Annotated in this window: 22 protein-coding genes; 18 read left to right on the forward strand and 4 right to left on the reverse strand. The window is 71.0% G+C overall.

The window, feature by feature from the left end; genetic code table 11:
• Positions 1-87 precede the first annotated feature (87 nt).
• The 9 genes from JUB13_RS01125 to JUB13_RS01165 all read left to right on the forward strand — a co-directional run bounded on the left by JUB13_RS01125 (position 88) and on the right by JUB13_RS01165 (position 10,045).
• A complete protein-coding gene (locus tag JUB13_RS01125; protein ID WP_207476466.1) occupies positions 88-1,578 on the forward strand; it encodes an aminotransferase-like domain-containing protein in 1,491 nt (496 codons plus the stop codon).
• Between the two features lie 207 nt (positions 1,579-1,785).
• Complete coding sequence (locus JUB13_RS01130) at positions 1,786-3,258, forward strand: NAD(P)-binding domain-containing protein (protein ID WP_207476468.1); 1,473 nt, start codon at positions 1,786-1,788, stop codon at positions 3,256-3,258.
• Between the two features lie 4 nt (positions 3,259-3,262).
• Positions 3,263-3,808 carry an ureidoglycolate lyase gene (locus tag JUB13_RS01135; RefSeq protein ID WP_207476470.1) on the forward strand — a complete coding sequence of 182 codons (546 nt, stop codon included), beginning with the start codon at positions 3,263-3,265 and terminating at the stop codon, positions 3,806-3,808.
• 17 nt (positions 3,809-3,825) lie between these two features.
• Positions 3,826-4,692, forward strand: coding sequence for an amino acid ABC transporter ATP-binding protein (locus JUB13_RS01140; RefSeq protein WP_328702835.1), 867 nt, complete (start codon positions 3,826-3,828; stop codon positions 4,690-4,692).
• Positions 4,693-4,753: 61 nt separating this feature from the next.
• Positions 4,754-5,554: a substrate-binding periplasmic protein gene (locus JUB13_RS01145; RefSeq protein ID WP_207476472.1), complete on the forward strand. Its 801-nt coding sequence runs from the start codon at positions 4,754-4,756 to the stop codon at positions 5,552-5,554.
• Complete coding sequence (locus tag JUB13_RS01150) at positions 5,551-6,996, forward strand: amidohydrolase family protein (RefSeq protein WP_207476474.1); 1,446 nt, start codon at positions 5,551-5,553, stop codon at positions 6,994-6,996. Before JUB13_RS01145 ends, JUB13_RS01150 begins: the two co-directional genes overlap by 4 nt.
• 57 nt (positions 6,997-7,053) lie before the next feature.
• Positions 7,054-7,707, forward strand: coding sequence for an amino acid ABC transporter permease (locus tag JUB13_RS01155; protein WP_207476475.1), 654 nt, complete (start codon positions 7,054-7,056; stop codon positions 7,705-7,707).
• 26 nt (positions 7,708-7,733) lie between these two features.
• Positions 7,734-9,116, forward strand: coding sequence for an amidohydrolase family protein (locus tag JUB13_RS01160; protein WP_207476476.1), 1,383 nt, complete (start codon positions 7,734-7,736; stop codon positions 9,114-9,116).
• Entirely contained in the window at positions 9,113-10,045 is a 933-nt protein-coding gene (locus JUB13_RS01165) for an alpha/beta hydrolase (protein WP_207476477.1), read from the forward strand. The genes JUB13_RS01160 and JUB13_RS01165 overlap by 4 nt, the downstream gene beginning before the upstream one ends.
• A gap of 105 nt (positions 10,046-10,150) precedes the next feature.
• On the opposite strand, the gene JUB13_RS01170 is transcribed toward JUB13_RS01165, so the two are convergent.
• The 3 genes from JUB13_RS01170 to JUB13_RS01180 all read right to left on the reverse strand — a co-directional run bounded on the left by JUB13_RS01170 (position 10,151) and on the right by JUB13_RS01180 (position 11,788).
• A complete protein-coding gene (locus tag JUB13_RS01170; RefSeq protein ID WP_207476478.1) occupies positions 10,151-10,708 on the reverse strand; it encodes a hypothetical protein in 558 nt (185 codons plus the stop codon).
• A gap of 75 nt (positions 10,709-10,783) precedes the next feature.
• A complete protein-coding gene (gene dksA, locus JUB13_RS01175) occupies positions 10,784-11,203 on the reverse strand; it encodes an RNA polymerase-binding protein DksA (protein WP_207476479.1) in 420 nt (139 codons plus the stop codon).
• 144 nt (positions 11,204-11,347) lie between these two features.
• Positions 11,348-11,788, reverse strand: a complete 441-nt coding sequence (locus tag JUB13_RS01180; RefSeq protein WP_207476480.1) for a flagellar assembly protein FliX — start codon at positions 11,786-11,788, stop codon at positions 11,348-11,350.
• A gap of 273 nt (positions 11,789-12,061) precedes the next feature.
• Here JUB13_RS01180 and JUB13_RS01185 point away from each other — a divergent pair, with 273 nt between their 5' ends.
• From JUB13_RS01185 to JUB13_RS01215, 7 genes are all read left to right on the forward strand, one after another.
• Positions 12,062-13,186, forward strand: a complete 1,125-nt coding sequence (locus JUB13_RS01185; RefSeq protein WP_207476481.1) for a flagellar basal body P-ring protein FlgI — start codon at positions 12,062-12,064, stop codon at positions 13,184-13,186.
• On the forward strand, positions 13,186-13,512 hold the full coding sequence (locus tag JUB13_RS01190; RefSeq protein WP_207476483.1) for a rod-binding protein: 327 nt from the start codon (positions 13,186-13,188) through the stop codon (positions 13,510-13,512). Before JUB13_RS01185 ends, JUB13_RS01190 begins: the two co-directional genes overlap by 1 nt.
• Before the next feature lies 1 nt (position 13,513).
• Entirely contained in the window at positions 13,514-13,984 is a 471-nt protein-coding gene (flgN, locus tag JUB13_RS01195; protein ID WP_207476485.1) for a flagellar export chaperone FlgN, read from the forward strand.
• A gap of 257 nt (positions 13,985-14,241) precedes the next feature.
• On the forward strand, positions 14,242-15,720 hold the full coding sequence (locus JUB13_RS31965) for a flagellar hook-length control protein FliK (protein WP_207476487.1): 1,479 nt from the start codon (positions 14,242-14,244) through the stop codon (positions 15,718-15,720).
• Positions 15,721-15,737: 17 nt separating this feature from the next.
• On the forward strand, positions 15,738-16,409 hold the full coding sequence (locus tag JUB13_RS01205) for a flagellar hook assembly protein FlgD (protein WP_207476489.1): 672 nt from the start codon (positions 15,738-15,740) through the stop codon (positions 16,407-16,409).
• Between the two features lie 69 nt (positions 16,410-16,478).
• Complete coding sequence (locus JUB13_RS01210; RefSeq protein WP_207476491.1) at positions 16,479-17,792, forward strand: flagellar hook protein FlgE; 1,314 nt, start codon at positions 16,479-16,481, stop codon at positions 17,790-17,792.
• Between the two features lie 166 nt (positions 17,793-17,958).
• Positions 17,959-18,378: a flagellar biosynthesis repressor FlbT gene (locus JUB13_RS01215; RefSeq protein WP_207476493.1), complete on the forward strand. Its 420-nt coding sequence runs from the start codon at positions 17,959-17,961 to the stop codon at positions 18,376-18,378.
• Positions 18,379-18,411: 33 nt separating this feature from the next.
• On the opposite strand, the gene JUB13_RS01220 is transcribed toward JUB13_RS01215, so the two are convergent.
• Positions 18,412-18,681, reverse strand: a complete 270-nt coding sequence (locus tag JUB13_RS01220) for a hypothetical protein (protein ID WP_207476495.1) — start codon at positions 18,679-18,681, stop codon at positions 18,412-18,414.
• A 189-nt stretch (positions 18,682-18,870) separates the two neighbouring features.
• Here JUB13_RS01220 and JUB13_RS01225 point away from each other — a divergent pair, with 189 nt between their 5' ends.
• Entirely contained in the window at positions 18,871-21,060 is a 2,190-nt protein-coding gene (locus tag JUB13_RS01225; RefSeq protein ID WP_207476497.1) for a tetratricopeptide repeat protein, read from the forward strand.
• Positions 21,057-23,084, forward strand: coding sequence for a glycosyltransferase 61 family protein (locus tag JUB13_RS01230; RefSeq protein ID WP_207476498.1), 2,028 nt, complete (start codon positions 21,057-21,059; stop codon positions 23,082-23,084). The genes JUB13_RS01225 and JUB13_RS01230 overlap by 4 nt, the downstream gene beginning before the upstream one ends.
• Positions 23,085-23,094: the final 10 nt, after the last annotated feature.

The raw sequence follows: 23,094 nt of genomic DNA on the forward strand, positions 1-23,094 counted from the left end.
TCTGCTGCCTCGTCCCTCGCTGCCGGTGTAAGACAAGCATAGGACAAGATCGCGCCGGTGCGGCGCAGACGCGTGGAGGCACGGGCGGTGGGCGACAAATTGGCGCTTGGCTTCATGGTGCCGCTCGCACGCGACGGCGGGGTGCCCGTCTTCGCCCAGATCCGGGACCGGCTGATCGCGATGATCGACTCCGGGGAGATCGCGGCCGGAACGCGGCTGCCGCCGATCCGCGCCCTGGCCTCCACCCTTTCCGTCAATCCCATGACGGTCGCCAAGGCCTACCGCGAACTGGCCGAGCGCGGCCATGTCCGCTCGCGCGGAAGCGGCGGGACCTTCGTCCTCGCCGGTGCGTCGCCGCCCCCGGCCGGCGACGCGCCCCCCGGCAGGCCCGAGCCCCAGGCCGTCCCCCTGACGGCACGACTGTTCGAGCTGGCCCGGGCTCCGGGCGTGATCGGCTTCACGGCGAATTATCCCGGACCCGCCGAGGGCGACGTGGTCACCTTCCGCCGCCGGCTGTCCGAACTGGCGCAGGATCCCGAGTCCGACCGGTTCTTCCGCTACGATCCGCCCGCGGGCCGCCTCTGCCTGCGCGAGGAGATCGCCCGCATGGCGGAGGAGCAGGGAATGTCGGTGCGGCCCGGCGAGGTCATGGTGACAGCAGGCGGTCAGCAGGCGATCGATCTGGTGGTCCGCGCCCTGCTCCGCCCCGGCGACCTCGTCCTCGTCGAGCGCCCGACCTATTTCGGCGCGCTCAACGCCATGCGTGAGGCAGGCGCGCGCTTTGCGGAGCTGCCGCTCGGGCCGGATGGTCCGGATCTCGGTCGGCTGGAAGTGCTGCTCGCCGCGGAGCCGCCGCGCCTCGTCTATCTCAATCCGACCTTCCAGAACCCAACGGGCGCCACGCTCGGCGCCGCGAAGCGCCAGGCGATCCTGGACCTGCTGATCCGCAGGGGAGTTCCCCTGCTCGAGGACGACCACTGCCCGGAGCTGCGTTTCCGGGGCGATCCGGTTCCTCCCTTCCGGGCTCTTCCGGGCGCCGCCGAAACGGTCTTCTACGCGCGCGGCTTCGGAAAGGCGCTCGTCCCCGGCGTCCGGCTGGGCTTTCTGCTGGCGCCTGCTTGGGCGCACCGCCGGCTGGCCGAGCTCAAATCGCTCACCGATCTGCAATCGAACGCATTCATGCAAGGTGCGCTCGCCAGCTGGCTTGCCTCGGATCGGGTCGCGACGGTGGAGCGGCTGGTGCGGGTCTACGGTGCCCGCCAGCAGGCGCTGGTGGACGCGTTGCGCGCCGGTCTGCCGCCGGGCTCCGGGGTCTCGCAGCCCGACGGAGGCCTGAGCCTGTGGATCGCGCTGCCGGGCGAGGTGCCGTCAGGCGACATCTACTACAGGGCCGTGAACCGGGGGGTCGCATTCGTTCCGGGAGCGCCCTTCTACGCGACCGCTCCGGATTCCCGCACCATGCGCCTGAGCTTCGGCCTCGTGCCCGACCATGAGATCCGGGAGGGCGCACGCCGCCTTTGCTCTCTGATCTGCGATCTCTCGGATCCATCGATGCATTGGGCGAGCTGGGCCGTATAGGGCAAGCGATCTTTGTATTAGTCCTTTGCTATATTGTATCAGTTCTAATTCGGGCAGTTGCGTAAAGCTTGGCCCCCAACCTGCTCAATAAGCATGCTACTCCCTTTGCCAGACCGCGGAAAGCCGCTTCGCAGCTGATCCCCGGATTGGCACGCCGCTTGCTAAGTCTTGTAGCACGATACAACGCTGCTACGAGAGGGAAGGGCAATGGGCCCAGCGCGCGAAGATGCGGTTACCGCCCTGGCGGAGCGTGTGCGCCGCGATCTCGACATCCTGGCCTATCCCAACGTCGACTGGGTGCAGCCGGCCATCCATCGCTCGGGCCTGCACGTCCATGACGTCGTCGTGGTCGGTGCCGGGCAGTCGGGGCTGGCGGTCGCGCTCGGCCTCCGGCGCGACGGGGTCACCAACGTGCTCGTCCTCGACAGGGCGACGGAAGGGCGCGAAGGGCCGTGGGAGACCTTCGCGCGCATGGACAAGCTCCGCACGCCGCGCTTCCTGGTCGGGCTCGAGCAGGGAATTCCAAGCCTCTGCCTGCGGAGCTGGTACGAGGCGCGATACGGGGAGGACGCCTGGCTCGCGCTCGACCGCCTTCCGCGCATCGAGTGGATGGCCTATCTCCGCTGGTACCGCGGCTCCCTCGGCCTGCCCGTACGCAACGAGACCGCCCTCGAGACGGTCGAGCCCGACGGCGATGTCCTCGCCCTGCGCGTGCGCAGCCCCTCGGGACCGGAGACGCTGCTGGCGCGCCGGCTGGTGCTGGCGACCGGCTATGACGGCGGCGGCGAGTGGCGCATCCCCGCCCATATCCGCGAGGCCCTGCCCCCCGAGGTCTGCCGGCACTCGAACACGGTGATCGACTTCGGCCGCGTGCGCGGCAAGCGCGTGGGCGTGCTCGGGCATGGGGCCTCGGCCTTCGACGCCTCGTTGGCCGCGCTGCGCAACGGTGCAGCCTCGGTGGACCTGTGCTTCCGGCGGGCCGGCCTGCCCGGCGTCAATCCGCACCGCTGGATCGAGTTCGCGGGCTTCCTGAAGCATTTCCCCGATCTCGACGACGCGGTGCGCTGGCGCGTGAACCATCATTTCGACAAGGTCGACCAGCCGCCGGCCCGCCACAGCTTCGATGCGGCCCATGCGTTCGCGAACTTCCGCGTGCATCCGGGCGCGCCCTGGACGCGGGTCGCGTGGGAAGACGGCGAGGTCAAGGTCGAGACGCCGTCCGGCCGCCTCGCTTTCGACGAGGTGGTATGCGCCACGGGGTCGGCGATCGATCTCGGTCATCGCCCCGAACTGCGTCCTTTCGCCGGCGAGATCGCGCGCTGGGCGGACCGTTACGTGCCCCCGCCCGAGGAGGCGCACCCGACGCTGGAGCAGTATCCCTATCTCGGGGCCCATTACGAGCTGCAGCCGCGCACGGCCGGCCAGGCTTCGTTCCTGGAGCGGATCTACGCTTTCAACTTCTCGGCCATCGTCAGCATGGGCCCCCACTCGACCTCGATCAGCGGCCACAAATACTCGATCCCGCGGATCGTCGCCGGAATCACCCGCAGCCTGTTCCGCGAGCAGGCCGGCTGGCTGGTGCCGGCCCTCGAGGCCTATGACGAGGTCGAGCTGGAGTTGCCGGTGCGCGACTGCGCCCCCTCGGTCGCCCTCTTCGAATCCCCCCACGCAGCGGAGTGACGCCGTGACCAATCCGACACCAGCGACCGGGACGCCTGGCGAGCCAGCGGTCATCGATCTTCGCCTGGACCCCGTCTCGCGCGAGGCATTCGCCCCCTTCGGCGACCTGATCGAGGCGTCGGAGGACGGCGTTCCCTTCGGCGCCCAGGACGCGCGCCTCGATCTATCGGGCGGGACGCCGCGGTTCTACATCATGCGCCTCCACGGCAAGCCGCCGGTGGTCCGGCGGATCACGCGGCACCGGAACGTCACGCAGTGCCTCGCCAGCGTCGGCGGCCGCCCATGGTTCCTGGCCGTCGCCGCGCCGGACGGCCTCGACGATCCCGCGGCCGAGCCGTCGCCCGACGGCATCCGCGGCTTCCTGATCCCCGGCGACGTGGCCGTGGCGCTGCGCAAGGGCACCTGGCACGCGGGGCCCTTCTTCGAGGGGGACGAGCTGTCCTTCTTCAACCTCGAGCTCAGCGACACGAACGAGGTCGACCACCACAACGCACATCTGGACCGGCGCCACGGGATTGCCCTGCGCCTTGTCCCGCCGTCCACGACCTGAAGCCACGGAAGGCCGCGATGACCGAACCCATGGTGCGGATCTGGAACCTCCACAAGAGCTACGGCCGCAACGCGGTGCTCAAGGGCATCGACCTGGAGGTGAGCAGCGGCGAGGTCGTCGTGATCATCGGGCCGTCCGGCTCGGGCAAGAGCACTCTGCTGTCCTGCATCAACTTCCTCGAACCCTTCGAGGCCGGCTCGGTGAAGGTCGACGGCGAGTATGTCGGCTTCGGACCCGAGCGCGACGGGGTGCGCGTCCGGCTGCCGGAGCGCCAGCTCGACCGCCTGCGGACACGCATCGGGATCGTGTTCCAGCAGTTCAACCTCTTCCCCCACATGACCGTCCTCGAGAACCTCATCGAGGCACCCGTGCATGTGAAGCGCGAGCCGCGCGAGCAGGCGGTCGCCAGGGCACGGGCCCTGCTCGGGCGCGTCGGGCTCGCCGCGAAGGAGACGGCCTATCCCGGCCAGCTCTCGGGCGGCCAGCAGCAGCGCGTCGCGATCGCCCGGGCGCTGTGCATGGATCCCAAGGTCATGCTGTTCGACGAGGTCACCTCGGCGCTCGATCCCGAGCTCGTCGGCGAGGTGCTGAACGTGATGCGCGATCTCGCGCGCGACGGCATGACCATGATCGCCGTCACCCACGAGATGGCCTTCGCCCGCGACGTCGCCGACCGCGTCGTCTTCATGGATGGCGGCGTGATCGTCGAGCAGGGCACCCCCGAGCAGATCTTCGGCGCCCCGCGCGAGGCACGCACCCGCGCCTTCCTGCGCAAGTTCCTCGAACAGGGCGATGGGCACGGCCCCGCGGGCGCGCCCGAGCCGTCCCCGACCTCCGACTTCGTCCCCTTCCCAAGGTTCCTGGAAGGTACCGCCGGAGCGTGAGGCCCGCCCCGGCCGCGCGGCCCGCGGCCTCGTCAACTCGACACCTGACATGGAGGAAATGATGTATGCGAGCAGGTTCATGGCCGGGATCGGCCGCGTCGTCCTCGCGGCCGCGGCCGCCATCGGGATTTCGTCCGCGGCGAGCGCCGAGACGACGCTCGACAAGGTCCTGCGCACCAAGACGATGACGGTCGCGAACTCCTTCGCCTACGCACCCTTCGGCTATGTCGAGAACGGCAAGCCGAGCGGGTTCGACGTCGACCTCGGCGAGGAGATCGCCCGGCGCATGGGCGTCGAGGTCAAATGGGAGAAGATCGACTTCAAGGGGATCATCGCCGCGCTGACCTCGGGGCGGGTGGACGCCCTGATCACGGCGATGACCTGGTCGCCCGAACGCGCCGAGCGGATACTCTTCTCGGCACCCTACTACGATGCCGGCATCGGCGCGGCCTACCGCGAGGGCAAGCCCATCGCAAAGCCCGAGGAGCTCGCGGGCAAGGTCGTGGGCCTGCAGCTCGGCTCGGCGGGAGACCGGTGGACGCGCGACAACTACGGATCCGCGGTCAAGGAGATCAAGTCCTACGACGAGATCCTGCTGGCCCTGAAGGACCTGGACAGCGGCCGCGTCGAGGTCGTCGTCTCAGCGCTCCCGGCGGTCAAGTACGCGATGCGCAACATGCCTGCCATCCGCGTGACCCCCGTCTGGGACGGCCGCGTCGTCGGCATCAACACCCGCAAGGACGACACCGCCCTGATGGCCGAGTTCGACAGCCATCTCGCGGCGCTCAAGGCCGAAGGCTTCCTCGACAAGCTCGAGGCAAAGTGGTTCGGTCCCGCCAAGAGCGCCATGGCCGCCCAATGATGCGCCTTCTCCGGCATATCGGCTGGCTGCACGCCTGCGACGACGCCGGCACGGTCCTCGATGACGCCTGGATCGCGGTCGAGGGGGCGCGCATCGTCGCCCTCGGCCGCGAGCCGTGCCCGATCCCCGCGGAGCGGGTCGCCGAGAGCCACGACCTATCGGGCTGCATCGTCGTGCCGGGCCTGATCAACCTGCACCACCATTTCTTCCAGACCCTGACCCGCGCCGTCCCGGCGACGGTGCGGGCCCGGCCGCTCGACTGGCTTTTCGGTATGTACCCGCTGTGGGCCGAGCTCGACGAGGAGGCCCATCGCTGGGCCACGCTCGCCGCCGGGGCGGAGCTGCTGCTGACCGGCGCCACGACCAGCGTCGACCATTCCTATCTGCATCCCGGCGACGGCGACGCGCTTCTCGCCGCGCAGGCCGAGGCCGCGGCGGAGCTCGGGCTGCGGCTGCACGTGGTGCGCGGCTCCATGCCGACACTCGAAGGCGATTTGGCGAGACGCCTGCGCCCGCTCCTGGGCGATCGCATGGATCGGCTGCTGGACCCCGAGGACGAGATCGTCCCCCAGCTCGAGCGGGCGGCACGGCGCTGGCACGACGACGCCGACGGGGCGATGCTGCGCATCGGCTTCGGCCCTACCGGGGTCACCTACGAGAAGCCCGCCCTGATGCGCGCGGTCGCCGACCGCGCGGCGGCCTTCGGCTGCGGCCTGCACACGCATCTGCACCCGAGGCCGGACGAGCGCGAGAAGGCGGAGCGCCTGCTCGGAACGGACCCGATCTCCTTCCTGGACGCCTCGGGCTGGCTGCGCCCGGGCACCTGGTTCGCCCATGGCAGCCAACTCCGTCCCGACGAGATCCGGCGCCTTGCCGAGGCGGGATGCGGGGTTGCCCACTGCCCGCGGACGATCGTGCGCCTGGGCTTCCCCCTGACGCCGATCCCCGCCTTCCGCAAGGCCGGCCTCGCCGTCGGCGTCGGGGTGGACGGGGCCGCGAGCAACGATTCCGGATCCATGCTGGGCGACCTGCGCCTCGCATTGCTGCTGCACCGCGTGGGCACCGCGGCGGATGCGGATACGGAGAAGGACTGGATGCGTCCGGCCGACGCCCTCGCGATGGCGACACGCAACGCGGCCGCGATCCTGGGCCGCGACGACATCGGCCGCATCGAGCCCGGGAAGATGGCCGACATCGCGGCTTTCGACCTGACGGGCGTCGCCTATGCCGGCGCCGTGACGGATCCCCTCGGGGGGCTGCTCATGGCGGGTTCGGATGCCCGGGCCTCCTTCGTGATGTGCCATGGGTCGGTCCGCGTCGCCGGTGGTCGCCTGGTCGGAATGGACGAGCGGCGTGTCGCCGCGGGCACCAATGCCGCGGCGCGCCGAATGGTCGCCCAGGCAACGGCCCGCACGGGCCTGCGCTTCGCGGACGCCCAATGATACGGGCTGCTGTGCCCCGCGCCCTTGTGACCGGCGCAACCTGAACCGGAGGAAGGGATGGACTTCGATCTCTCGATCTTCTTGGCGTCCCTGCCGGCGCTTCTGGACGGCGCCGGCACGACGGCGAAGCTCGCCTTTGTCTCGATCGCACTGGGCCTGTGCGTCGGGATCGCGGGCGGCCTTGCCCGGGTCTCGCCGCTGCGCCCGCTGAACTGGCTGGCAGCCGGCTACGTCACGATGATCCGCGGCGTTCCCATGCTGGTCACGCTGCTCTTCCTCTATTACGGCCTGCCCTCGGCCGGCATCCAGCTCAGCGCCTTCATGGTCGGCGTCCTCGCCCTAGCACTGACCAACGGCGCCTATGTCACGGAGATCGTGCGCGCGGGCATCCAGTCCGTCGATCTCGGGCAGATGCGGGCGGCGCGATCGCTGGGCATGTCGTACCCGCAGGCGATGCGCCGGATCATCCTGCCCCAGGCGCTGCGCCGCGTCCTGCCACCGATCACCAACGAATCCATCACGCTGCTCAAGAACACGGCGCTGGTGTCGACCATCGCCCTAACCGACCTGCTCCGTGCCGGGCTCGAGGTCATGACCTGGCAGGCCAACACCTTCAGCCCCTTCGCCGGCGTTGCGCTCTTCTATCTGGTCATGACCCTGCCGCTGATGGCCGTGACCCGGCGCCTGGAGCGCCGGTACCGCATCGCTTGAGGCATCCCGGGCGGGAAGGACGGACCATGGCGGCAGGCAGCCAGAGAACCGCGCTCGTCGGCGTCGCATGCGCCGTGCCGCTGGACGGCGGTCCGGCCATGCGCACGGATGTGGATATCCTCGTAGAGGGCGGGTGCATCACCGGGATCGGGACCGGCATCGCGGCAGGATGGCATGCCGACATACGGATCGATGGGGCGCGGCGTCTGGCCATGCCTGGTCTGGTCAACGCGCACACGCATTCCCCCGAGAACCTGGTCCGCGGGATCGGCGACGGGCTGCCGCTCGATCGATGGCTCGCCCGGGTCTGGCGGCGTCTGGACGCGCTGACGCCGGAGCAGATCCGGGTCGCCGTCCTGCTGGGTGCGGCCGAGATGCTCCGCGGCGGCTGCACGGCCGTCCTGGATCACTTCCGGCAGACCCCGGTCCGGGCTGAAGGTGTGGAAGCGGCGGTCGCCGCCTATGAGGAGATCGGCCTTCGGGCGGTCGTCGCCGTAATGGTCCGGGACGCGCTCGACGGTGATGGCCGGCTGGTGGGGGCGCCCTGGGCTGCGCCGGTTCCGGCGGCGACCATTCTCGACCTCTGCGCCGCCGCCGCCCGGAACCGTGCCTCGACCGGGACCCTGGTGCGCGTGGGCGTGGCGCCGTCGGGCCCGCTGCGCGCGACCGACGACCTCCTGGCGGGGGCGGCCGCGCTGGGCCGTCGCCTCGGCGTGCCGCTGCACATCCACGTCGACGAGACGGAGGCCGAGGCGCGGGAGGCACGCGAGAGGTCCGGGCGCTCGGCAATTTCCCGCCTGCACGAGCTGGGCTTCCTAAGTCCCGGAACCTCGCTGGCCCATTGCGTGTGGGTCGGGCCGGAGGACGTCGCGTGCATCGCCGCGGCCGGGTCCGTCGTCGTTCACAACCCCGTCAGCAACCTGCGCCTGGGTGCCGGCGTGATGCCGCTAACCGCCATGCGAAAGGCGGGCGCACGGGTCGCCGTCGGCACCGACGGCGCCGCCAGCAACGACGCGCAGTCCGTCCTCGAGGCCGCGAAGCTGGCGGCTTTCCTGCCGCGCATCGACGAGCCCGACGCGCACGCCTGGCCGTCCTGTGCGGAGATCGCCGCGATGGCGATCGCGGGCGGCGCTCACGCGATGGGGCTGGAACCCGGCCGCCTGCAGCCTGGGGCGCGGGCCGACGTCGCGCTTTTCGACCTCGACGATCCCGTGCTCGCGCCGCTGAACCGTCCGCTGGAGCAGCTGGTGCTGGGCGGCGCCTCCGTCCGCGCTTCGACGGTGCTGGTGGACGGACGCGTCGTCCTGCGGGACGGCCGGTTGACGCGGGTCGACGAAGGGCGCCTTTACGCCGAAGCCCGGTCGCTCGGCATGGAGGATGCCCTCGCCGCCACCGGAGGCGCCGCGTGAGCACCGCGACGCCGCCCGAGATCCCCGCCAGCCTGTGGGCGGAGATGGATGCGCTGGCGCCACGCTGGGCCGCCGACATCCCCGGCCACAACCGGCTGGTCACCGAACGCTTCGGCGCGATCCTGGCGCGCGCGCCGAAATGCGCTGCGGTCCACCGCGACATCGCCTATGGGCCGCACCCGCGGCAGAGCTTCGACCTCTTCCTGCCGGACGGCGGTGCCGCCGGGCGGCCCGTTCTCGTCTTCGTCCATGGCGGCGGCTTCACCGAAGGCGAGCGCAACAGGACGCCGGAGGTCCATAGCAACGTCCTGCACTGTTTCGCGCGCTTTGGGATCGTCGGCGCAAATCTCGGATACCGGCTGGCTCCGGAGGCCCGCTTTCCCGACGCCAGCCTCGACATCGCCCGCGGGCTCGACCGCATCCGGGAGGTCACGCGCGGTCTCGGCGCGGATCTGGCGCGTCTCTACCTGATGGGCCATTCCGCCGGGGCGGCCCACGCCGCAAGCTACGCCTACGACCGGCGCTGGCATCCGGCCGAAGGGCCGGGGATCGCTGGCCTGATCGTAGTGAGCGGCAGGGTCCGGGCCGACAACGGCCCCCGGAACCCGAACGCGCGGCGCGTGGAAGCGTACTACGGCACGGATCCCGCGCTGTTCGACGGCGCCTCGGCGGTTTCCCATGTCGGGCCCGGCAGCGTTCCGACCTTCGTCGCCTTCGCGGAATACGAGAACCCGCTGATCGACGCGCACTGCCTCGAGCTCGCACACCGCATCGCCGTCGAGAAGGGGCGCGCGCCGGAGCTTCTCCGGCTCAGGCGGCATAATCACGCCTCGATCATCGCCCATCTGAACACGGCCGACGACGTCCTGGCTGCCGCCATAAGGACGTTCATGGCGGCCACGGAACCTTCGACCAGCGCCGTCAGGTGAACCGGCGGCGGCCTGCGCCGCCGATGGCCTCCGGCATGTCGCCGGCCCTCCCCGCCTGTCACCGGACAGGCGCCTGAAGGTCCATGCCTTACGGAAAGGCGGGGATCAGCGCTGCTCGGTACGCCACTGCTGGCCGAACCCGTTCGCGAGCTCCTGCAGCGCCGAGGCGACCGCCTCGGGATGGCGGTCTATGGCCGAGCTGACCAGGATGCCGCGCTCCCAGTGCAGGATCTGGGCATTCCTGAACAGGCCGGTCGAGGGAAGCGTGACGGGCTGCGCCGACTGGGCGCGCAGGGCGACCCACGAGATGCACATGTACCGGCCCTCGCGCAGCGTCGCGACGGTCGGGATCAGGTAGAGCCCCGGCGTCGCGACCGTGAAGGGGGCCGCGACGGCGAGCCGCTCGGTCCGGAGTCCGCTGCCGACGACGGGGCCGACCACGGCGTTGGTCACCAGCTCCTCGGTGACGCCGCATTCCCGGTTCGCCGGGTTGCTTCCCATCTCCGGCGGCATCACCACGGCGAGGTTGATGCCCTCCAGAAGGCGGTCGGGCCGTTCAGAGCCGGCCTGGGCAAGCGCGCCCCCCGGAGCGGCCTGCGCAAGCAGCGCCAGCGAAGCGGCCGCGGCAACGCGCCGGGCATGACGCGCAAGACCGGTGAGCATGGCTCCCCCTCCTTCAGTCCCGGGAAGAAACGCGCAAGGACCAGAGATGTCACAGGGCTGCGGCAGAGAACCCGGTCATTCGTCGCGATGGGTCCGCTCCAGCCGCTCGTGGCGCTCCTGCGCCTCGAGGCTGAGAGTCGCGATGGGCCGGGCCTCGAGCCGGCGCACACCGATCGGCTCTCCCGTCTCCTCGCAGTAGCCGTAGCTGCCGTCCTCAATCCGGCCGAGGGCGGCGTCGATCTTGGAGATCAACTTGCGCTCCCGGTCGCGGGTCCTGAGCTCCAGCGACCGGTCGGTCTCCGCTGAGGCGCGATCGGCGATGTCGGCTTCCTGCATGCCGCCCTGCTGGAGGTCCTGGAGCGTCTCCTCGGACTCGCGCACGAGCTCGGCCCGCCAGCTCAGCAGCTTCTGGCGAAAGTACTCCAGCATCGTCGGGTTCATGAACGACTCGTCTTCCGACGGTCGGTAGTCGGGCGGCAAAAACGGGGATGACATCCAGCACTCCACGCCAAGCGCGGTGAAATTCGGCGCGGAGTATATGGACGGCGTCGCACTCTCGCAAGCGCGGGGAGAATTCGAAAGGAGATCCACAAACCCTTGGAAATCCGGGAGAATCGGCATCCCGTCGCGGTCGTGGCGTCAGCGGCCGGCCTCGAGCTTGGCCAGTTCCACCTGGGCCCGCAGGTCGATCTCGTCGAGAACCGCCGCGAGCTTAGGATCGTCGATCTGGTCGCGCTGGGTCTGCACCAGCCGCTGCATCTCGTGGAGCGTAGCGGCCGGCAGCGAGCCCGTCAGCAACCCGGCCCGGATCTCGTCGAGCTTGTCCAGAAGGGCCTCGGCACGCGCCCTGGCCCGCGCCTTGCCGCGTGACGGGCCAGAGGTCGAATCCTCGACCTCCTGGGCCGCCAGCAGGGCCCCGACACCGCCCACGGCCGGCGCGGCGCCGGCCGAGCCGGCCTCCTGCGCCTCGTCGGAACCGTGCAGCGCCCGGGCGAAGGTGCCCGCGAGCGTGCCGTCGGCACGCCCTGCGCGCTTCGCGCCGGCGGGGCCGCGGGTCGACCCGGGTCCTTCGATCTTCATGGGTTCGGCCTCGGCATGACTGGATCCTGTAGCGAAGGGCCTAATCTCTCCGGACCAGCTTAAGAGACACTTAAGCTTGCGTCGAGCGCCGGCGGCACCGCCCATGCGACGGTATCCCTTGCCCGGCAAAAACTGCCACCCCGGCGCATCACGGACCGGTCGTTCCGGCCTCCCCGCCCGCTCCGGCCCTGCGCCAGCCTCGCGCCGCCGCGGCCTGCAAGGACTGGCACGCGCTTCGCATGTGGAGCAGCGCCGTCACCGAAGAGATATGCCATGACCAGCCGCAGCTTCCCCCTGCTCCGCATGATCGCGCTGGCGCTCGCGCTGACCGCCGTCGCGACGCCGGCCTGTGCGGCATCGCGCATCAAGGACATCGTGGATATCGAGGGCGTGCGCGACAACATGCTGATCGGCTACGGGCTTGTGGTCGGCCTGAACGGCACCGGCGACACGCTGAACAACTCGCCCTTCACCCAGCAGAGCCTGGTCGGCATGCTCGAGCGCCTGGGCGTCAATACCCGCGGCCAGAACATGCGGACGAAGAACGTCGCGGCCGTGATGGTGACGGCGACGCTGCCCGCCTTCGCGGCCCAGGGCACACGGGTGGACGTCAGCGTCTCGGCGCTCGGCGACGCCAAGAGCCTGCTGGGTGGCCAGCTGCTCGTGACGCCGCTGCTGGGCGCTGACGGCGAGGTCTATGCGGTGGCGCAGGGCTCCCTGGCGGTCGCGGGCTTCGAGGCCCGCGGCCAGGGCGCATCGATCACCCGGGGCGTTCCCACCAGCGGCCGCATCGCCAGCGGCGCCATCATCGAGCGCGAGGTCGAGTTCGCGCTCGCCGAGCTGCCCGTCCTGCGCCTCTCCCTGAGGAATCCCGACTTCACCACGGCACAGCGCATCGCCACCGCCGTCAATGCCGTGCTCGGCGCGGGCGCCGCCCAGGCCACCGACCCCTCGGCCGTGCTGGTGACGATCCCCGAACGCCGGCGCGGCGACATCGTCGGTCTGATGACGGACATCGAACAGCTCCGGGTGAACCCGGACCAGGTGGCGCGGGTCGTCATCGACGAGGCCTCGGGCGTGATCGTGATGGGCGAGAACGTGCGCATCAACACCGTGGCGATCGCCCAGGGCAACCTGACGATCCGCGTCACCGAGACGCCGCAGGTCTCGCAGCCCGGGGCGTTCAGCCAGGGCGGGCAGACTGCGGTGGTGCCGCGCACCGACATCCAGGTCGACGAGCAGTCCAACAACAGGCTCGCCGTGATGAGCGCCGGCGTCAGCCTGCAGGAGCTCGTCGAGAGCCTGAACGCCCTCGGCGTCGGCCCGCGCGACATGATCACCATCCTGCAGTCCATCAAGGCCGCAGGCGCGCTCCAGGCAGAGATCGAGGTGATGTGATGGCCGCGATCCAGATCGCCGCCCCCAGCCTCGCGACGCTGACGCCGCAGGGCCTGCAGTCCCGGGCCGCCGCCGCCGGCGTGTCGGCCGAGACCTGGCGCGCCACGCGCAAGGTCGCCGAGGACTTCGAGGCGCAGTTCCTCTCCCAGATGATGGGACACATGTTCGCGGGGATCGAGACAGACGGCCCCTTCGGCGGCGGCCACGCCGAGGAGACCTTCCGGTCCCTGCTCGTGGACGAATACGGGAAGGCCGCGGCCCGTGGCGGCACAACCGGGATCGCCGATGCCGTGCAACGCCAACTTCTGAGAATGCAGGAGGCCTGAGATGAACGCCACTTTCGACATGGACCGCGCCGTGACCGTCGCGCAGGAGACGATGGAGCAGCTCGCCGAGGTGATGCATGCCGAGACCCTGGCGCTGCACGAGCGCCGCCTGGAGGCAGTCGGGCAGATCATCGGGCGCAAGGAGCAGCTGACCCGCGACCTCGAGGTCCTTCTTTCGGGGATTCGGCGCGACAAGGCGCGCTTCGCCGAGTATGCCGCGAGGAACTCCGCCCAGAAGGAGCTGCTGCGCCAGCGCTGGGACGCGCTGTCGCAGGTCGCGCAGGAGAATGCCGAGGCCGTGCGCCGCGGCCGCGAGACCACGCAGGTGGCCGTCGACGTGATCGTCGAGGCCGCCCGCAAGGCCCAGCAGCAGATGCAGGGCGGCTACGGCAAGGGCTATGGCCGCGGCGGTGCCCGGCCGGTCGCGACCGCGCCCACCGGCTTCTCGGTCGCGCTCGACCGCTCGCTTTGAAATGTCCGGGGCGGGGCAGTCCCCGCACCGTCCGAAGAAGCCACCCCGTCGCGGGGTGGCTTCTTTCGTTTCCGGGCCCGTGCCCGTCCGCGCCTGCGGGAACCGGGCAGAAACCACCGGGAAAATCTTGCCCGCGGCGCAAATGGCGCAGCGCCCCTTCCTGGAGACATCCAGGGATTCCGCGGGTTTCGCGAGCCACGGAAACTGGCCCGCCGCTTGCTTATGGTTCAGCGAACCGCTTTTCGAGAGAGGGTGCCGTGGACAGCCCAGACATCGTGCAGACAGCGCCGCCGCGGCCCGTGCCGGCCAGGACCGGCGCCAAGTCCGCGCCCGCCGGCAAGGACGTCGGCGGTGCCGACGAGACCAAGGCGGCCAAGGGCGGTGACGACAAGCCCAAGGCCGAGGTCGGCGGTGCCGCTCCGGGCGATGCCTTCCTGGCGCTCATCGAAAGCTTCATGAATACCGGCACGGTCGAGGCCGCCGAGGTCACCGCCGAGGAGAGCGCGGAAGGCCAGGTCGCGGATGGCCAGCAGAGCCTGATTGCACCCGGCCTGCTGGCGCCCGCCATCCTGGCCCAGGAGGCTCCGGAGGCCGCAACCGATCCCGCGGCTGCGCTGGCGCTCGCCGCGGCGGTCGGCACCACGGACGCACCGGCCGCCGATGCCCCCGCGACCGACGCCGCTATGCCGGGCGATGCGACGAAGGCCGTGGCAGGTGCCGCCGCGAATCCGGGCGCGGCCCAGCCGGCCGCCCCGGCCGACGAGGCGCCGGTCGATGCCGAGCTGGACGCGGCGGGAACGCCCGCGACCACCAGGGGCCTCCCTCCGGAACCCGCCACGGACACCACTCTCCAGGACGCGGCCGAAGCCGAGTTCGCCGGCAAGGCGATGTCGAGGCAGGCCGCGGCCGAGCAGCCCGCACAGCGGAGCGAACGCGGCGAGCACCGGGAAAGCGGACGCGGCTGGGGCGAATCCGCGTCGGATGCGCCGCGGCACCCGCAGGCCGGCACGGCCGGCGACGGCCTGGGCGGCGCGCCTGGCGGGCAGGACGGCGGCGGCGATGCCATGGCATCCGCAAAGCCGCCGGTCGAGCCCGGCCAGGCTGGCTCCGCGGCAGGCGCCGCAGCAGCGGCCGAGCAGCCGGGCTTCAAGGATACCCTGGCCGCGCTGTCGGGACGCCGGGAGGGCGAGCCGGACCCGTCGCTGTCCTTTGCGCAGGTTCAGGCCCAGCCGGCGCTGGACGGCTCCCCCGACAGGCCCGAATCGGCGGCCGCCTCGCGGACGCCGCGCATGCCCCTGCCCCACCCTGCCACCGAGATGGTGGGCGTGCAGCTCCAGAAGCTCGCGAACGGGCGCGGCGAGCAGTCCCTGACGATCCAGCTCCGCCCGGTCGAGCTCGGCCGGGTCGATGTGAGGCTGGACTTCGGACAGGAAGGGCGCGTGCGTGCGGATATCCGGGTAGAGCGGCAGGAGACTCTCGATCTCCTTCAGAAGGACTCGCGCAGCCTCGAGAAGGCGCTGCAGGCGGCCGGCCTCGAGACTGACGCAGGCAGCCTGAACTTCAGCCTGAGCGAGGGCAGCAGCGGCGGCGCCGAGCGCAGCTTCGCCGACCTCCAGCGGGCGGTCTCGAAGCTGCGCGGCGGCCGTGAAGCCCCCGAGGCCGACGCGAAATCGCTGACGCTCCTCGTCGGCGCCAACCGCGCGGCCGATCCCGGCCGCGTCGACATCCGGATCTGAGAGCGAGGAAGGGTCCCATGACGACCGTCAACGGCGCCGCGCAGACGAACACCCAGACCACGAAGACTACGGCCGACCGCGGCAAGCTCAGCGAGACCTACGACAACTTTCTGAAGCTGCTGACGACGCAGCTCCAGAACCAGGACCCGCTTTCGCCGATGGACTCGGCCCAGTTCACCAACCAGCTCGTGCTGTACAGCCAGGTCGAGCAGCAGATCGGGCAGAACGAGAAGCTCGAGAAGCTGATCAACATGCAGAACGTCTCGCAGACGCAGGCGTCGCTCGGCTTCATCGGGATGGATGTCGAGGCGTCCGGCAACGAGGTCTCCTACGACGGCAAGCCCGTCAAGTTCGAGTACGTGCTGCCGGAGAGCGCCACCCAGGCGAAGATCCAGATCCTCGACGCCTCGGGCCGGACGGTCCAGGTGGTCGACGCCAAGAAGGTCCCGGGCACCCACGAATTCACCTGGGACGGCAAGAACAAGAACGGCCTCGAGGTCGAGAAGGGTCCCTACACCATGCATGTCGTGGCGGTCGACGGCGCGAACGAGCCGATCAAGGCGACGACGACCGTCTTCGGCCGCATCAGCGGAATCGAGACAAACGAGAAGGGCGAGACGCTGCTGATGATGGGCTCGGTACGCCTTGGCATCGAGCAGATCCGATCCGCCGTCAAACCCACCGCCTGAACCCAAGACGACAATCCGCGCCGCGGGCCTTGAATCCCTGCCCGGCGCGCAAGATACGAGGAGCCGACCATGAGCCTGTACGGAGCACTCTTCACCGGCGTTTCGGCGCTCAATGCCCAGAGCCAGTCCATGGGCATGATCTCCAACAACATCGCCAACGTGAACACGACTGGCTACAAGCGGAACAATGCGTCCTTCTCGGATCTCGTGACCCAGGAGGGCCGGTACACCGCCTATTCGCCCGGCGGTGTCCGCGCCTACACCCAGGCCACGGTGAACCAGCAGGGCATCCTGCAGCAGTCGGGCTCCAGCACCGACGCGGCGATCTCGGGCGACGGCTTCTTCGTCGTGCAGGCCGGGACCCGCGGCGCCCAGGAGCCGCTCTACACCCGAGCCGGCAGCTTCTCGGAGGATGCGCAGGGCTTCCTGCGCAACGCCTCCGGCTTCTACCTGATGGGCTGGCCGCTGAACAGCGCCGGCGGCCTGCCGCCCGGAGCCCAGGATCTTTCGAGCCTCCAGCCCGTTGACGTCGCCTTCCTGAACGGCGTGACCGCGCCCACGCAGAACGTCGAGACGACGCTGAACCTCGATGCCGGCGAGGCCGTCAACGCGGGCATCGACTTCACCCGCGACATCACGGTCTACGACACGCTCGGCACGCCCCAGTCGCTGCGCCTGAACTTCAACAAGACTGCGACGAACACCTGGCAGATCACTGTCCAGGATCCGTCGACGGCGCCTGCGACGACCTATGCGACGGCCACGATCCCGTTCAACGGCAACGGCGGCATCGCGACCGGCGCGGTGGCGCCGCCCCTCACCTACGACGCCGCCACCGGCAAGGTGGGTCTCAACATCACCGGCCTCGGGACCGGCATCATCTGGGGCGCCGCGGGCATGACGGCTCCGGCCCCGGCGACGGGAGCGAACGGCTCGGCGCCGCAGCCCATCACGCTCGACCTGACGAACGTCACGCAGTTCGGCGCCGATTACGGCGTCTCCTTCGTGAACCAGGACGGCGCGGAGCTGGGCCTTCGCACCGGCGTCAGCATCGACAAGGAAGGCTACGTCGTCGCGTCCTTCAGCAACGGCCTGACGCGCAACCTCTACAAGCTGCCCGTCGCGACCTTCACCAACGTGAACGGGCTGGAGGAGCGCAGCGGCAACGTCTACATCCAGACCCAGGACAGCGGCGCCTACAACCTGCGCGAGGCGGGCACCAGCGGCGCAGGCGTGGTCGCGCCGTCCACCCTCGAGGCCTCGAACGTCGACCTGGCGGACGAATTCTCGAAGATGATCGTGACGCAGCGGGCCTATTCCGCCGGCACCAAGGTGATCTCGACCGCCGACCAGATGCTCCAGGAACTTCTGGGCATCCGCTGACCGGCCGCACCATCGGACCGGCCGTCCCGCGCGGGGCCGCCGGTCCGGGCGCGCCGGCGACTCTTGTGTTCCACGGGGCCTGCGGACATATTCACGGGACCCGTACGGACCGGCGCAAGGGCCGGCCGCCCGGGCGCCCCCCGCCCCGCAGCCGCCAAGGTCCGCCGTGTCGCTCAAGATTCGTCTCGCTCCCGACGAGCGCATCATCATCAACGGTGCGCTGATCCAGGCGGATGGGCGGTGCAGCTTGGTGTTCCTGAACACCAGCTCCTTCCTGACCGAGAAGCACATCATGCGGCCGCAGGAGGCGAGCACGCCGGCGCGCCGCATCTACTTCATGATCCAGAACTCGTATCTCGCAACCGATGCCGAGCGTCCGCCGATGCTGCTGACGCTGCATCGCCTGATCGACGAGTTCCACGAGGCGACGACCGTGCAGTCCGTCAAGGACACGCTCGAGAGCATCCGCAAGCTCGTCGCAGAGGCCAGCTACTACCAAGCGCTCAAGCTTTCGGAGACCGTGATGCGCCACGAGGACAAGCATCTTGGCAACCGCTACTGGCAGGACGAGCGCAAGGCCCCCTGAGGAGGGCCGGCGGCGCTGCGGCGAAGCCGGGAATCAGCCCGCGAACGGCGGGATCTCGCCGTGGCGGAAGGGGATCCAGTCCTTGTGGTCGGGGCGCCACTGCAGCCCGTAGGGCGAGCGCAGGAAGATGCGCGCCACCGGCTGCCCGCCCTCGCGCAACGTCCGCTCCGCGTCCACCAGCGGCGAGGCCGAGAAGAACTGGTCCCAGTATTCCTGCGGGGACAGATCGCGGCCGGCCGCCTGGGAATGGGCGCGCGCATCATCGCTGAGCTGCCACGCTTCCTCGACCTGCTCGAAACTCATTCCGTCCTCCCGCACTCCGGGGCCTCCGGGCCCCGGCGCGCGGATCTTGCCGGTGGCCCCGCGGGCCGTCAAGGGACCGCGTCCGCGCGCGATGCCGGCCGGAACCGCGGCTCCCCGCGGGCTTGAAGCCGGCCGCCGACGTGATAAAGCTGGAACGGCCGGGGCCTTCCCCCGGGTCCCCGGGGAGCGATGGTCGGCGAGATCCTATCACGGGCGGTTGCGCATCACAGCCGAGGCGAGCTGGACGAGGCGGCGGCGCTGTACCTCAGGGCCGCCGCGTTGGCCCCCGGCCTCGCGGCGCCGCACTACCTGCTGGCCGAGATCGCGCTCGCCCGGGGCGATGCCGCGGCGGCGGCGGGTCGGGCGATGCAGGCGTTGCTGCGCGATCCCGGCGATGCGGATTCCCTGCTGGCCCTGGGCCGTGGCTTGGCCTTGCAGGGCACGTCCGGGGCGGCATCGGCGCTTCGGCGCGCCGCCCTTTGCGATCCGGCGGACGCGCGGCCCTGGACGCATCTCGGCGCGCTGCTGCAGGACCGCGGCGACATCGAAGCCTGCCTCGCGGCCTATGCCGAGGCCGCGCGTCTGGCCCCGGGGCCGGACGCGCTGTGCAATCTCGGTGGCGCCCTGCGGCAGGCGGGCCGGACCGAGGAGGCGCTCGCGACGCTCCAGCAGGGACTGGCGCTCGACCGACGCCATGCCGGCCTTTGGTTCAACCTCGGCAACGCGCTGGAGACGGGTGCGCGGCTGCCGGCCGCCGTCGAGGCGTACCGGAACGCCCTCGCTCTTGACCCGTCGCTGCAGCCGGCCTGGGTCAATCTCGGCACTGCCCTGCGCGAGCTGCGCCGCGCCGACGACGCGGCGGCTGCGCTCCGCCATGCGCTCGCCCTGGCTCCCGCCGACGGCCTCGCCTGGACCGGCTGGGGCAATGCCGAGTTCGAGCGGGGCCGCCCCGAACAGGCCCGCAGCGGGTTCGCGCGGGCGTGCCGGATCACCCCGGCGCCCGCCCTGCTGCTCAAGAAGGCGCTGTCGCTGCCCGTCATTCCGGAGAGCCTCGCGGAGATCGCCGGGGCACGCGAGCGGCTCGCCGCCTGCATCGAGGACCTGTCCCGGACCGGTGCCCGGCTGCGCGACCCCGTGCAGGAGGTCGGCCAGACGGCCTTCTACCTGGCCTATCACGCGCGGGACGACAGGCTGCTGCAGGAGCGGCTGGCCGCTTTCTACCTGGAGGCCTGTCCCGAGCTCGCCTTCGAGGCCGCCCACTGCCGGGGCTGGACGCCGCCGCTGGGACGGCGGCTCCGCCTGGGCATGGTCTCGCAGAATCTCCATGCCCACACGATTGCGAAGCTGAACCACGGATTGCTCGAGACGATCGACCGCGGCGCCTTCGAGACCGTGCTGTTCCTGCCGCGACGCCCGCCCGACCCCTGGCGCGACCGCGTGACCGCGGCGGCGGATCGCGTCGTGGACCTGCCCGCGGATCTAGGCCGGGCGCGCGAGGCCGTCGCCGCTGCCGAGCTCGACATCCTCTACTTTCCCGACATCGGCATGTCGGTGCTGACCTACTTCATGGCCTTCGCCCGCCTCGCCCCGGTGCAGTGCGTGGGCTGGGGCCATCCGGACACCACCGGCATTCCCAACCTCGACTGGTTCGCGAGCTGCGCCGCGATGGAGCCGCCGGGCGCGCAGGCCCATTACAGCGAGCGGCTGGCGCTGCTCCCCGGCACGACGGTGCGCTACGAGCGGCCGCCCCCGCCTCGGCCCCGCGCACGCGCCCATTTCGGTCTCGACGACGCGGCGCATCTCTATCTCTGCCCGCAGAGCCTGTTCAAGGTGCACCCCGACTTCGACGCCGTTCTGGCCGAGATCCTCGGCCGCGATCCCGACGGCGTTCTCGCCTTCGTGAACACCCAGGGTGCCGAGGTGGCAGAACGACTTGCCCGGCGCCTGTCGCGCGCGGCGGGGCGCGATCTGCGGCCCAGGCTCCGGATGTTCGGAGGCCTTTCCACCGACGATTTCCGCGCGCTGATGGAGCTCTCCGACGCGATGCTGGACCCGCTGCACTACTCCGGCGGCAACACGACGCTCGAGGCCTTCGCCGGTGGCGTGCCGGTCGTGACCTGGCCCGGCACCTTCATGCGCGGGCGCCACACTGCGGGCTTCTACGCGCTGATGGGCTGGACGGATCTCGTGGCCGCCGACTGGCCGGGCTACGTGGATCATGCCCTGGCGCTCGGCCGCGGGTCCCGCGGCGATGCGGTGGCGGCGATCCGCGCGAGGAGCCCTGCCCTTTTTGACGACGTGGCGGCGATCCGCGGCTTCGAGACATTCCTGCGCGATGCCGTCGCGACGGCCGGCGCGCCCGCGGGAGGACATCCATGAGCGACGCGTCGATCCGGCAGCTCAAGGCCGAGGCGGTCGGCGCTGCCGCTGCGGGCGACCAGCGCACCGCCGCGGCGCTGTACGAGCACGCCCTGCAGGCCGATCCCGCCGATGCCGAAAGCCTCTTCGGCGTCGGCCAGCTCCTGCTCCTTGCGCACGAGCCCGGCCGGGCCGAGCGTTGGCTGCGCCGTGGCCGCGCGGCCGACCCGCGCAGCGCGGCGATGGCGTTCCTTCACGGGCTCGGCCTTTGGTTCCTCGACCGCCCGGCCGAGGCGGCCGAGGCGATGCGCGCGGCGCTGGCGATCGCCCCCGGACACCGGCAGGCCGGGCTGCTGCTGACACGCTGCCTCGGCCGGATCGGGGACGGCCTCGGGGCCGCGGAAGCCGCGCGCCGGCTCTTCGAAATCCATGGCGAGGACCCCGCGCTCCTGACCGAGGTCGCAGCCGACCTGATGGAGCGGGACGAGGACGAGATCCCGGCGGCGGTCGCGCTGTTGCAGCGCGCCCTTACGGTGGCGCCCGACCATTCCGGCGCGCTGCACAATCTCGGCATTGCCTTCGCGCGCCTGGGCCGGCTTGACGGGGCGCAGAATCGGCTGGAGGCGGCGGCGAGCGGCCGGCCCGACGCCCATGCGAGCCTGGCGGCCCTGGCCGCGGTGCTCCTGGACCGGGGCGATGCGGCAGGGGCTGTTGACCTCGCACGCAGCCTCGTCGCGAGCGGCAGTCAGCTTGCCGATGCCCAGCGGATCCTCGGCCGTGCCGCCATGGAGGCCGGCGATCCCGCGGGCGCCATCGCCGCCCTCGAAGAGGCATCCCGGCTGGCGCCCCGGGACGCGGCGACGCTCTCGCTGCTCGCCGGGGCCTACGAGGCCGCGGGCCGTATCGAGGAGGCGGTCCGCTGCTGGCGCGCCGCTGCGGCGCTCGGCCCGGCCGGTACGGCACGGGCGGCCCTCGCGCCGGACCGCCAGCCCGAGCGGCGCATCCGCCTCTATGCGCGGGCGCCGGCGGCCGACGAGGTGATCCTGCCCGCCCTGCCGCTGGAGCGGCTGGACGGTGCCCTCGTGCTGGAGGGTGGAGCGGTCCACCACCGCCTGCTGCTGTCGGGCGTGGCGCTGCACGGCGACACTTGGCAGGCGGTGGCTGGCAACGGCACTTCGCTCGACCTCGCAAGCACCTTCCGCACGCGGGACCGCGACTACTACCGGGCGCACGGCGTGGACGGGCAGGTCCTTCTGTCGGCCGAGGCGCCCGAGGTGGTGGACGATGAGCCGACCCTCTTCCTGGGCGGCACTACCAACTACTATCACTGGATCATCGACGACCTGCCCCGACTCGCGGCCGTCGAATCCTGGGACGGTGCGGCCGGGCGCCCCGTCCTCGTCAATGCGGGGATGGCCCCCTTTCAGATCCGGATGCTGGAGCTGGCCGGGCTGGACCCCGAGCGGCTGAAGACGCCCATGTCGGGATGCCTGACGCGCTATGCGGAACTCGGCGTCGCAGTGCTGCCGGACAGGCCGCGCCGTCCCGATGGCGCCCCGGACTGGATGGCACCGCACGTGACGCGTCCGGTCCTCGCCTGGCTGCGTGAACGCTTCGCCCCCGTCATGAAGCCGCGCCGGGACCTACCGGGCCGGATCATGATCCTGCGCGGGGATGCCAGCATGCGGCGCTGCGAGAACGAGGACGAGATCCTCGACATGGCGCGGGGACGCGGCTTCGAGCCGGTCCGGCTGGAGACGCTGTCCTTCGACGATCAGGCCGCCCTGTTCGCCGGGGCGGAGACTGTGCTCGCAGTGCATGGCGCCGGCTGCACCAACATGGCCTTCTCGCCGCCAGGCGCGACCCTGATCGAGCTGCACCCACGCGGCCACCTGCCCCGCTTCTACTGCCGGCTGGCCGGTCTGCTGGGCCAGCGGCACCTTGCGGTGCCCGGCGACATCACGCGCTCACTGGCACCGCTGCCGGTCGCGTTCTGGGATTTCCGGATCGACCCCCGGGCCCTTGCGCCGCTGCTGCCCCGCTGAAACGCGCCAG

Origin of the sequence: Arenibaculum pallidiluteum (assembly GCF_017355985.1) — a bacterium.
Classification (GTDB): Bacteria; Pseudomonadota; Alphaproteobacteria; order Azospirillales; family Azospirillaceae; genus Arenibaculum; species Arenibaculum pallidiluteum.